Origin of the sequence: Arthrobacter sp. H41, from assembly GCF_000520535.1 — a bacterium.
GTDB lineage: Bacteria > Actinomycetota > Actinomycetes > Actinomycetales > Micrococcaceae > Arthrobacter_D.
This window is the reverse complement of record NZ_KI914804.1, coordinates 1-11,315: the sequence shown is the minus strand read 5'-3', so window position 1 is coordinate 11,315 and position 11,315 is coordinate 1. Positions and strand designations below refer to the sequence as shown.

At 67.1% G+C, this 11,315-nt stretch carries 9 protein-coding genes; 4 read left to right on the top strand and 5 right to left on the bottom strand.

The window, feature by feature from the left end; translation table 11 throughout:
• The first annotated feature begins 236 nt into the window (after positions 1-236).
• Positions 237-1,076 carry a formate/nitrite transporter family protein gene (locus tag Y705_RS0111210; RefSeq protein ID WP_026532922.1) on the top strand — a complete coding sequence of 280 codons (840 nt, stop codon included), beginning with the start codon at positions 237-239 and terminating at the stop codon, positions 1,074-1,076.
• A 3-nt stretch (positions 1,077-1,079) separates the two neighbouring features.
• Here the strand turns inward: Y705_RS0111210 and Y705_RS0111205 are convergent, their stop codons facing one another.
• Positions 1,080-2,321 (bottom strand): CapA family protein, encoded by a 1,242-nt coding sequence (locus Y705_RS0111205; RefSeq protein WP_026532921.1) that lies wholly within the window; start codon positions 2,319-2,321, stop codon positions 1,080-1,082.
• A gap of 64 nt (positions 2,322-2,385) precedes the next feature.
• Here Y705_RS0111205 and Y705_RS0111200 point away from each other — a divergent pair, with 64 nt between their 5' ends.
• Positions 2,386-3,621 (top strand): MFS transporter, encoded by a 1,236-nt coding sequence (locus tag Y705_RS0111200; protein WP_026532920.1) that lies wholly within the window; start codon positions 2,386-2,388, stop codon positions 3,619-3,621.
• Positions 3,622-3,636: 15 nt separating this feature from the next.
• On the opposite strand, the gene Y705_RS0111195 is transcribed toward Y705_RS0111200, so the two are convergent.
• The 3 genes from Y705_RS0111195 to Y705_RS0111185 form a co-directional block, all read right to left on the bottom strand.
• Entirely contained in the window at positions 3,637-4,218 is a 582-nt protein-coding gene (locus tag Y705_RS0111195; RefSeq protein ID WP_049822634.1) for a hypothetical protein, read from the bottom strand.
• A 9-nt stretch (positions 4,219-4,227) separates the two neighbouring features.
• Positions 4,228-5,376: a zinc-dependent alcohol dehydrogenase gene (locus Y705_RS0111190; RefSeq protein ID WP_026532918.1), complete on the bottom strand. Its 1,149-nt coding sequence runs from the start codon at positions 5,374-5,376 to the stop codon at positions 4,228-4,230.
• A 74-nt stretch (positions 5,377-5,450) separates the two neighbouring features.
• Entirely contained in the window at positions 5,451-6,368 is a 918-nt protein-coding gene (locus Y705_RS0111185) for a phosphatase PAP2 family protein (protein ID WP_026532917.1), read from the bottom strand.
• A gap of 176 nt (positions 6,369-6,544) precedes the next feature.
• Here Y705_RS0111185 and Y705_RS0111180 point away from each other — a divergent pair, with 176 nt between their 5' ends.
• Entirely contained in the window at positions 6,545-7,474 is a 930-nt protein-coding gene (locus Y705_RS0111180; RefSeq protein ID WP_253908584.1) for an o-succinylbenzoate synthase, read from the top strand.
• 39 nt (positions 7,475-7,513) lie between these two features.
• Here the strand turns inward: Y705_RS0111180 and Y705_RS0111175 are convergent, their stop codons facing one another.
• A complete protein-coding gene (locus Y705_RS0111175; protein ID WP_026532915.1) occupies positions 7,514-9,019 on the bottom strand; it encodes an SLC13 family permease in 1,506 nt (501 codons plus the stop codon).
• A gap of 278 nt (positions 9,020-9,297) precedes the next feature.
• On the opposite strand from Y705_RS0111175, the gene Y705_RS0111170 reads away from it, so the two are divergent.
• A partial coding sequence (locus Y705_RS0111170) for a PhoX family protein (RefSeq protein WP_026532914.1) occupies positions 9,298-11,315 on the top strand: 2,018 nt, incomplete at its 3' end.

Here is an 11,315-nt window from a genome sequence, read left to right as displayed (position 1 = left end):
AGTCCAGCGCGGCCGTGCTCGCGGGCGAGCCGTCGAAGCCGACGACGACGGGCCCTCCTGATCCTGTGCTTTCCGCAGCCCGTTGCAGACCTTCCCCCAACATCATGTGCCCAGCATTGCACCAAAAGCAGCGGATCGCACAGGCGCCGCCCGACGGGCGGTTCATCGGCCCGCGCGGAAGGAGGATCACTACACTTGCCTTGACCGGCAGTAAATGAACAACCAGGGGATTGCACATGAGCGAAGAGCGTCGCAGGGAACTGGGGGAATCGGATGCGCCTGTGGAGGAAGAGCTCAGCGAGTCTTTCGACGAGACCATCACCGAGGGCGCCGAGCGCCTGAACCGTACAGGGCGAAACGTCCTGGTCACCGGGCTGTTCGGGGGCCTGGAGATCGGGCTGGGCATCATGGCCTACCTCGCGGTGCTGTATGAGACCGGCGACCACCTGCTGGCAGGGCTCGCCTTCAGCGTGGGACTCGTTGCGCTGTTCCTCGCGCACAGTGAGCTCTTCACCGAGAACTTCCTCATGCCGGTCGCCGCCGTCGTCGCCCGCGAGGGAAGCTTGAGGCAACTCGGGAAGCTGTGGGGCGGCACGCTCCTCGGCAACCTCGTGGGCGGCTGGGTTTTCGTCTGGATCGTGATGCAGGCGTTCCCCCAGTGGAGTGACACTGTGAGCGAAGCAGCCCACCACTACGTGGATCCGGCGATCTCGCTCCAGACGGTGACGCTCGCAGTCCTGGGCGGCAGCACGATCACGCTCATGAGCCGGATGCAGCAGGGCACGCAGTCGGATCCGGCGAAGATCGTGGCAACGGTGATCGGCGGGTTCCTTCTCGCCGGGCTCCAGCTGTTCCACTCGATCCTTGATTCGCTGCTCATCTTCGCGGCGATCCACTCGGGCGCGGATGTCACCTACCTGCAGTGGCTCGGATGGTTCGGCTATACGCTCCTGTTCAACGTGCTGGGCGGAATCGTGCTGGTCACGCTCCTCCGGCTCGTCCGGACGAAGGAGCTGATCCAGGAGCGGCGCGAGGCATCCCCGGCCGATCCGGAGGATGCGCACGGCGACGGTTGACCCTCAGGGGGCCGGTGCCTCCGCCGTCAGATCCCACTGGTGCGCGCCTTCCTCGGCCGCTCCGAGGGACTCCACGACCGAGCGGGTCCGCTCCCTTGCGGCGTCCTCGAGTTCCGGCGTCGTGCAGGACCCGGCGGGCTGGTCGGGGGCGAGGGAGCACCACCGGTACGGGTCGCGCACGATCATCGAGGGAACCCAGGCGAGGTCGCTGACGCCCCAGGCCCCGGCGTCGTCCTGGGCGAACTGCGCGCGCACCGTCAGGCCTTCATTGTTGACGTCATAGGTGGGCGACAACTCGGTGACGCCGTTGCCGAGGCCGTAGACGATCCAGGTGTCGGCGTACTTCTCGATGGGCAGCACCGAGTGGGTGTGATGCCCGTAGATGAAGTCGACGGTGCCGCTGTCCGCCAGCGCATGTGCCGCCTGCACCTGCTGCTCGTTGGGCACCGACGCGTACTCGTCCCCGGCATGGAGCGCAGCAAGGACGACGTCGGCACCCTGTGCGCGTGACGCCTCGGCCTTCGCGATCATCGTCGGGACATCCAGCATGTCCACGCGCCAGGGCTCATCGGGTACCAGCCCGTTGAGTCCGTAGGTCGCCTCGATCACCGCCACCCGGGCGGCCGGCGTCTGAAGGATCATCAGGCGCTGGGCGTCGGCTTCGGTTGCATAGGAGCCCGTGTGGTCGAGCCCCGCGGCATCCAGCGTGTCCAGCGTGCGCAGCAGCCCTTCGGTCCCGGCATCGATGGTGTGGTTGCTGGCCGTCGTGCACGCCTGGTATCCCACTTCCTTCGCCGCGGTCACGATCTGGGGAGGCACATTGAACTGCGGGTAGCCGCTGAAGGGACCGTCGGGAGTGGCGACCGGTGTCTCGAGGTGGCAGAGCGCCAGGTCGCTGTTCTCGAGGTAGGGACGTTGCGCGGCGAGGAGTGGTTCGAAGTCCAGCGGACCTTTCCCGGTTGCAGCCGCATCGGTGGCCGCCTGCTCCCAGAGTTGCGGATGCACGAGCAGATCACCGCTGACGGTGACGCTGAAACACCGGTCGGTGCCGCACTCCGGCCCCTTGCCCGGCGTTGCTTCGGGCTGCGGCGGCTCCGGGGGAGGCGTCGACGCCGGCGGGGCAGCCGCAACACTGGGCGCCGAAGTGGTGTCCGGGGTGTCCTCGGCCGGCTCGCTTGAACAGCCGGCGCTGAGGAGGGTGACAGCTATTCCGAGGGACGCCATGCGGGCGAAGATTCTGGCCATGCCATATGGTCCCAGAGCCCGGGGGCACCCGCCAATCCGAGAAACCGGGAACTAGAGTGGAAGGGTGCCCAAGGAAACCTTCAGCTTCAAGGCGATTGCTGTTGGCGCGTACGGTCCGTCACTCCTGTATGGGGTGGCGACGGGCGCAATCCTTCCGGTCATCGCGCTCACGGCCCGGGATCTTGGTGCTGACCTTGCCACCGCGGCCCTCATCATCACGCTGACCGGCATCGGATCGCTGGTCACCAACGTGCCCGCGACGCTGGTTGCCACGCGTTTCGGTGATCGGAAGACCCTGATCGGGGCGGCACTGTGGGGCGCTGCCGCCATGTTCCTTGCCCTCCTCGCGCCCAACCTCGCCGTTTTCGGAGCGGCGATCTTTATGGTCGGCATGTCCGATGCAGTGTTCGGGTTGGCACGCCAGAATTACCTGACGGAGGCGGTACCGATCCTCTTCCGGGCCCGCGCTCTTTCGACGCTGGGCGGGATGACGCGCATCGGCGTCTTTCTCGGTCCGTTCGCAGCCGCGCTGGCCATGAGCGTCCTGGGGCTCGACGGTGCTTACTGGGTGGGTGGTGTTGCGGCAATCGGCGCGGCCATCCTCAGCTTCGCCGTCCCGGTGCCTGGTGCTTCGAAACGCGGGGTTTCCCGCGGCCCAGGACCGGCCACCGGGATCGGTTCTCTGCCGTCGGCGCCCACCGTGCGCTCGACGATCCGCAGCCATTCACGGATCTTCCTGACCGTCGGGATCGGAGTGCTGCTCATCGCCGCGGTCCGTGCGACCCGGCAGGCGGTCCTGCCACTGTGGGCGCAGAGCATCGGGCTCGACGCCGCTACCACCGCGCTGATCTACGGCCTCTCAGGGGCGATCGACATGCTCGTCTTCTATCCTGCCGGGAGAGTCATGGACCTGAAGGGCCGCCGCTGGGTTGCCGTGCCCTGCCTGTTGATCATGGGCACGGCGCTTACGGTGCTGCCGTTCACCTCCTCGGTCACCGGGCTGCTGCTGGCCGCCCTCCTGATCGGATTCGGGAACGGCATAGGCTCAGGAATTGTCATGACCCTCGGCGCGGACTTCTCACCCTCGCCGGGCAGGCCTCAATTCCTCGGAGTCTGGCGCCTGCTGAGTGACATCGGCACCATGTCCGGGCCGGGTCTGCTCGCCGTCATGACCGCCGCGGTGTCGCTGTCCGTGGGTATCTGGGCCGCAGCGTTCCTGGGGTTCCTCGGCGCGTTCGTCCTGTGGTTCTGGATTCCCAGGGCGGCTCCGCCTGCAGCCGAGGCCAGCCGGGTCCGATGAGTCCGACCGCGGTCCTCAGTTGCGGAACCGCCGCGCGAGCGTCCTGACCGCCACGACGGCGACACCGCCCGCGGCCACCCACGGCCCGGCAACGATGATCGGGTCGAGCCAGGCATGGTTGACGTCCGCCCGCCGTTTCCCCAGACGGGAGGAGATGCCGTGCCTGCGTCCCTCGGAGAGCACCCCCGTCTCGGTGATCGGGTTGTCCGGCCGCAGGGAGGCGAGCGACTTTCCGTGGGACACCCAGGCGTCCACGCGGTCGGCGAAGATGAGGATGAGCCAGTGGGCGGCGCGGCCCTCGCTGTAGCGGTAGGCATAGCGCCGGATGGCGCCGGAGACTCCGTGCAGCGGCGCGCTCGTCCCGAAGACCGGCGTCAGTCGTTCGTGCTCGATAGACCGCTCCCGGCACTCCCTGTTCTGCTGCTCCTCGGGATAGTCCCAGTGCGCCCCGGTCCCGGCAGGATCGAACACCTCCTTCGGATACGAGGGACGGTCCTTCGGATCGAAGTCCACGCCCCAGCCAGGAATACGGGCTCGCAGCTCGTCGGGCGTCGGGATGTCCTTCGGCTTGTTCGCGATGTAGGGCGTCGACGGCATGGTGGTCTCCTAGCTCGGGTGCGCGATGACGAGCGTCTTGATGCAGTTATCGAGCTTCGCCGAGAACATGTGATACCCCTCAGCGATGTCCTCGAGGGGTATCCGGTGGGTGACGATGTCGTTGGGCTTCAGGTAACCGTTCCGGATGTGCTCGAACAGGCGGGGCCACTGCCGCTTCACGGGTGTCTGGTTCATCCGCAGGGTCAGGCCCTTGTTGAGCGCGTCACCGAATTTCACGGCACTGAAGATGGGCCCGTAGGCCCCGACGACCGACACCGTACCGCCCTTGCGCACCGAGTCGATGGCCCAGTTGAGGGCGATGGGGGAGCCGCCCTGCAGCTTGAGCTTGGTGCCGGTCACCTGCTGGAGGAAGTTGCCGTCCGCTTCCGCTCCTACCGCGTCGATGACGACATCCGCCCCCAGGAAGTCCGTCGTCTTCTTCATCTCGACGATGATGTCGTCGTACTCCGCGAAATTGAAGGTCTCGGCATGGGCGAAGGAGCGGGCCTTCTCCAGCCGGTACTCGAGGTGGTCGATGACGAGAACGCGCCCGGCCCCCATGAGCCACGCCGACTTCGCCGCGTACAGCCCGACGGGGCCGGCACCGAACACCACCACGGTGTCACCTTCGACGATCCCGCCGAGCTGCGCGCCGAAGTACCCGGTAGCCAGCGCGTCCGTGAGGAGCACCGCGTCCTCGCTGTCCATCCATTCGGGGATGATGGTGGGCCCGACGTCGGCGAAGGGCACGCGCACGAACTCCGCCTGCCCGCCGTCGTACCCGCCGCACGTGTGCGAGTAGCCGTAGATGCCGCCCACCGCAGTCGCGTTCGGGTTGACGTTGTGACAGTTCGAGTACAGGCCACGGGCGCAGAAGTAGCACGATCCGCAGTAGACGTTGAAGGGGACCATGACGCGGTCGCCGCGCACGAGGTTCCGGACGGAGGATCCCACCTCCTCGACGACGCCGATGAATTCGTGGCCGAACGTGGTGCCCACGCGCGTGTCCGGCATCAGCCCGTGGTACAGGTGGAGGTCGGAGCCGCAGATCGCAGCGGTCGTGACGCGGAGAATCGCGTCATTGGGGTGCTCGATCGTGGGCATCGGTTTTTCCTCGACGCGGATCTTGTAGGGACCGCGGTACACCATCGCTCGCACGTAAGCCTCCTCGACCGACCTCACCCGACGACATGCATGATGGGACCAACTCTCACACCGTGCCGGAAAGGGGGTCAAGGCCTTTCTGGGTGACGCCGGGCCTGCACTCCGAACAACCAGCCGGCGGCACCGGAAAGGGTGAAGCCCACCCCGACGATCAGGGAGAGACCGGACCAGAAGAACAGCGGTATTCTCGCGCTCCCGGGCTCAGGTGCCGGGCCGATCGCCTGTACGTAGGCGTAGAGCGCGGCGGCCAGTGCGACCCCGGCGATCCCGGTCAGCCAGCACAGCACCAGCCACCAGCGTGAGGACGCCCAGTGTGCGCCGAAGCCGGACCAGCCGTTCCAGGAGTTGCCGGTCCGCAGGATGAGCAGGCCGCCCAGGAGGGTCCAGATGCCCACCACGAGGAGGGCAGCGACGACGTCGGCGGGACGGTGCCACAGGTTGAGATACGTCGCGGCTCCGGCCACCACCGAATATGCGCCGCCGGCAGCGGCAGCGAACGGCCTCCAGCGGGGCGACGCCACGAGGAAGACTGCCGCCGCGGCAGAAGCGGCAAGGGTTGTATGCCCTGAGGGTAATGAGTTGAAGTCGAGCGTCGGCACCCCCCGGTCAGGGCGGTCGAACACGAGGTTCTTCAGGACCTGGGTGGTGAGGTTGGCGCCGGCGACCGAGCCGATGGCTATCGCGGCAGCCAGCCACCGGCGTCGGGCGAGGGTGACGAACGCAACGGTCACGGCTGCGATCACCAGGGAAAGCAGGGGCAGGTGGTCGAGGAACTGGAGGAACGGCAGCTTCGAATCGGGCGCGGCGACGCCGGCCTCGGCCCAGGCGGATTCGTCGGCGAACTGTCCCGAGGTGGTCCGGACGAAACCCCAGTAGGTCCACCCGAGCGCCACCGAGCAGGCAAGTGCGGCCAGCACGAACAGCAGCGGATTACGCGCCGCACGGGTCGGCCGGGAGGTCCGGGTCACTGAGAACTGCGGGTTCATCCCATCAACTGTTCCACAGAAGGCTGGAAGGAACCGGGAGCCGGGCCGCTGCGCCGCATCGGCTCCCGTAGCCTGAGCGGGTGACTACACCCGGCCCGCCCGCGGATCCCTCCGCCGTGAATCTCCTGCCTCCCCTGGCTGAACTGCTTTCCTCGGCGCGCGTGGTGGCCATCCCGATGCGCGTGAAGTTCCGCGGACTGATGGTCCGGGAAGCGCTGCTCTTCGAGGGTCCCCACGGTTGGGGGGAGTTCGGTCCGTTTCCCGAATACGACGACGCCGAAGCGGCGAGCTGGTTGCGGTCGGGTATCGAAGCGGCGTGGCGGGGTTATCCGACGCCGGTGCGTCGAAGCATTCCCGTCAATGCAACCGTCCCGGCACTGCCCGCATCCCGGGTCGAGGCGGTCCTGGCGCGCTTCGGGCCGGTCGGTGCAGTGAAGGTCAAGGTGGCCGAGCGTGGGCAGACCCTCGCGGAGGACGTGGCCCGCGTTGCCGAGGTGCGCCGGCTGCTTCCCGATGCCGCCCTGCGGGTCGACGCGAACGGCGGCTGGAGCGAAGAGGCGGCGGTGGCGGCGCTTACTGCCCTGGCGGAGTTCACCCTGGAGTACGCCGAGCAGCCGGTTCCGGACATCGCAGGCCTCCGCCGGGTGCGCAACGAGCTGCGGCGCAGGCAGCTCCCGGTGCTGATCGCCGCCGATGAAAGCGTCCGGCGTGAACAGGACCCCCTGCGGGTTGCACGGGAGGACGCCGCGGACCTGCTGGTCATCAAGGCGGCGCCCCTCGGCGGAGTCCGGCGTGCGGTGGAGATCGTGGCGCAGGCCGGGTTGCCCGCCGTCGTGAGTTCGGCCCTCGATACGTCGGTGGGCATCCGGGCCGGAGTCGCGCTCGCGGCGGCCCTGCCGGAGCTGCCGTACGCCTGCGGGCTCGCCACGGTGTCGCTCATGGACGGTGATGTCACGGAGCGCCCGATGGTGCCCGACGGCGGCACACTCGCCGTGCGGCCCGTCGAAATCTCGGGCGAACTCCTCGGCAGGTACGCAGCATCCGTGGAGCGCCGCCGGTGGTGGCTCGAGCGGCTCGAACGGGTGTACGGGGTGCTGGCGAGCTGACGTAGGAAGCGGCTACGCCACCCGGGAAGTCTCCGGTCCTCAGTAGGTGAGGCTGAAGACCCAGGCGGCGAGGGTGAGCGTGGTGAGGGTCGTGAGGACCAGCGCGATGAGGTTGAGCCAGACGCCGGCACGCACCATGTCGGAGATCTGTACGTGGCCCGAGGCGAAGGCGATCGCATTGGGTGGTGTTGCCACGGGCAGCATGAACGCGCAGGTGGCTGCGATGGCAACAGGAATGACGAGAAGCATGACGTCGATGCCGAGCCCGATGGCGACGCCGCCGATCAGGGGCAGGAAGGTCGCTGCGGTTGCGGTGTTGCTGGTGAGCTCGGTGAGCAGGAGGACGAGCCCGGCGGTGACGGCGATGAGCAGGACCAGGGGAAGGGCCTCGAGGCCTGCCACTTTTGTGCCGATCCATTCGCTGAGGCCGCTCGAGCCGAACTGGGACGACAGCGCGAGTCCGCCGCCGAAGAGGATGAGGATGTCCCACGGAAGCGCTTTCGCGCTCGACCAGTCCAGCAACGGAACGCCCTTCCGGATATCCGCGGGTAGGAGGAACAGGATGACGGCGACGGCCATGGCGATGACGGCGTCGGCGATGTTCGATTCGGGCCAGAGTAGGGGGACGCTGATCCAGGCTGCAGCGGCGAGGACGAAGACCACCATGACCTGTTTCTCGCCGGTGCTCATCGACCCGAGTTTCTTGTATTCACTGCGGATCAGTTGCCGGCCGCCGGGAATCTCGTTCATTTCCGGTTTGTAGATCACGCTGGTGAGCAGGAACCAGGCGATGGCCATGAACACGACGGCCATAGGAACACCCACCAGCATCCATTGCCCGAAGCCGACCGTGATGTCGTGGTTCTCGGCGAGGTAGCCGACCATGAGCGCGTTGGGGGGAGTGCCGATGATGGTGCCGAGGGATCCGATGGACGCCGCGTAGGCGATGCCCAGCATCAGGGCGATGCTGAAGTTCTTCGGCGGTCTGGTGCCGTCGCCGGATTCGGTGACGAGGGTGATCACCGAGAGCCCGATGGGGATCATCATCACCGCGGTGGCGGTGTTGGAGACCCACATGCTGAGGAAACCGGTCGCGATCATGAAGCCGGCAATGAGCATCTTCGGTTTGGTGCCGACGAGCAGTACTGTTGCCAGCGCAATCCGGCGGTGCAGGTTCCAGCGCTGCAGGGCCAGGGCGAGCAGGAAGCCGCCCATGAACAGGAAGATGATGGGGTTCGCATACGGTGGGGCGACGTCGTCGATCGGTGCCACGTTGAACGCGGGGAACAGCACCAGGGGCAGGAGCGCGGTGACGGCCAGGGGCACGGCTTCGGTCATCCACCACACCGCCATCAACGCGGCGATCGCCGCCGTCGTCCGCGCCGGTTGCGCAAGATCCGCCGGCAGGAGGAAATACACCACCAGGGCCAGCAGGACGCCGGCAGCAAGCCCGATGCGCTTGCGCCTGACCACCCGCGGTTCCTCCGCCTGGGCGCGCATCCCCGGCGCAATCGAATGATCGGTCCCAGTTGACGGCGTTGTCATGATGGACTCCTTGTCTCGGGCGGGAGGACTGTTCCTGATGCACCCGAGTCTAGGAGGTCCAGGGGGCTGGAGACGAGGGGTTTGGAACTATCGTCGCCTCTGGAGGCCAACAGGTAGCAGTTTCACGAAGCATCGGTGAACAGGAGACGCGGCTGTGGGCGCACCGGTTTCGCTTATTTCGCTCTCGTTCACCATGCGTTCAGGAACCGGTACCGCGATCGTTGAATTGCCTTGCCAGTCTTCTGACGAACGCCCGTTCGTTATCTGGAAGGCACCCCATGAGTGAAGCTACGCGCCGCCTGTTGCCCATGCTCGGCCACACCAAAGGAAAGCGCAGCGCGGTGACGTGCGCCCTGAAGTGCGACAACGCGTGCTCTGCCGCGGTGTGCAACACCACCGACAACAACTACTTCCGGGACATCGTCTCCAGCGAGTTCTCACGCCGCAACATGCTCGGAGTGGGAGCGGCCGGCGCACTCACGCTGCTCGTCGGCACGAACGCCGGCACGGGGGTTGCCCAGGCAGTCTCGCACCAGGGCGGAAAGGCAGCCAGGAGCAGGCTCACCTTCACCCCCATCGCCCCGGTCGACGCCATGGTGGATAATCTGACGGTCCCGGAAGGTTTCGGCTGGAAGCCGGTCATCCGCTGGGGTGATCCCCTCTTCCGCGACTCCCCGACCTTCGACGCCGATGCGCAGACCGCAGCAGCCCAGTCCCTCCAGTTCGGCTACAACTGCGACTACACCGACATTCTCGAGCTGCCCGGCACCAAGGGCCGGCGCGCGGTGCTCTTCGCCAACCACGAGTACACCAACGAGAACATCATGGTGCCTCCCACCACGCCCGCGCCGGAAGTGCGGGGCATCGGGAAGGCGGCCCACGGCCTGTCCGTCGTCGAACTGGAGCGCAAGAACACCGGCAAACCGTGGAGCTACATCCAGGGAGCGCCGCTGAACCGCAGGTTCCTCACCACCACACCATACGAGCTGACCGGGCCGGCAGCAGGGTCCGCGTTGGTCCGGACCATCGATGATCCCTCGGGCCGTACCATCCTCGGCACGCTCGGCAACTGCGCCGGCGGTACCACGCCCTGGGGGACCATCCTGTCGGGTGAGGAGAACTTCAACGGATACTTCGTGAGTGAGGGAACCAGCGCCGGCGATCGCCGCTACGGGCTGACAGCCAAGCCGACCGGACGAGGCTGGGAAACCGACGAGGCGCGGTTCGACACCCGCAACCCGGGCTATGAGAACGAGAAGCACCGATTCGGCTACATCATCGAGGTGGATCCCTTCGACCCGACCTCCACGCCCCGCAAGCACTCCGCACTCGGCCGCTTCAAGCACGAGGGCGCGAACATCTCGGTGGCTCCCGACGGCCGCGTAGTGGCCTACTCGGGCGACGACGAGCGCTTCGACTACCTCTACAAGTTCGTGTCCAAGAACGTAATGCAGCCCGGGAACACGCCGGAGGCCCGTCGCGCCAACATGGAGCTGCTCTCGGAAGGCTCGCTGTACGTGGCGCGGTTCCAGGGAAATTCCACTGCTGAGATCGATGGCTCCGGAGCGGTCCCCTCGGACGGTGCGTTCGACGGCGTCGGGGAGTGGCTGCCGCTGCTCATCGACAACGAATCGGTGGTCGAGGGTATGAGCGCCGCCGAGGTCGCCGTGTTCACGCGGCTGGCGGCGGACAGGATGGGGCCCACCAAGATGGACCGGTGCGAGGACGTCGAGCCGAACCCCGCCACGGGCAGGGTCTATGTCGCCTGCACCAACAACACCAACCGGGGTACCGGAGCCAACGCGGCGGCTGATGAAGCAAATCCCCGCACGGTGAACCGCGACGGCCACGTGGTCGAGATGGTGGAAAACGGCGGGGACGCCACGGCGCTGCGCTTCACCTGGAACCTGCTGATGGTGTGCGGCGATCCCGCCAAGAATCCCACCACCTACTTTAGCGGCTACCCGATGGACCGGGTGTCGCCGATATCCTGCCCCGACAACCTGGCCTTCGACTCCGCGGGCAACCTGTGGATCTCCACGGACGGGCAGCCCGGCACCATCGGCTACTGCGACGGCCTGTTCAAGGTGGGACTCGAGGGCGCCGAGCGCGGGAGGGTCGAGCAGTTCCTCGCCGTCCCCCGTGACGGCGAGACCTGCGGGCCGATCATCCATGACGCCGACGGCAGCGTCTTCGTCGCCGTCCAGCACCCGGGCGAGGACGGCGACTGGGAGAACCAGGTGTCCCTCTTCCCCGACTACGTCCCGGCGGGTCAATCGCCCCGCAAGGGCGAAGG

Bases quoted from the DNA above. Each gene is read 5' to 3' on its own strand.
- Y705_RS0111210 (WP_026532922.1), top strand. From the start codon at position 237: ATGAGCGAAGAGCGTCGCAGGGAACTGGGGGAATCGGATGCGCCTGTG.
- Y705_RS0111205 (WP_026532921.1), bottom strand. From the start codon at position 2,321: ATGGCCAGAATCTTCGCCCGCATGGCGTCCCTCGGAATAGCTGTCACC.
- Y705_RS0111195 (WP_049822634.1), bottom strand. From the start codon at position 4,218: ATGCCGTCGACGCCCTACATCGCGAACAAGCCGAAGGACATCCCGACG.
- Y705_RS0111185 (WP_026532917.1), bottom strand. From the start codon at position 6,368: ATGAACCCGCAGTTCTCAGTGACCCGGACCTCCCGGCCGACCCGTGCG.
- Y705_RS0111180 (WP_253908584.1), top strand. From the start codon at position 6,545: ATGCGCGTGAAGTTCCGCGGACTGATGGTCCGGGAAGCGCTGCTCTTC.
- Y705_RS0111175 (WP_026532915.1), bottom strand. From the start codon at position 9,019: ATGACAACGCCGTCAACTGGGACCGATCATTCGATTGCGCCGGGGATG.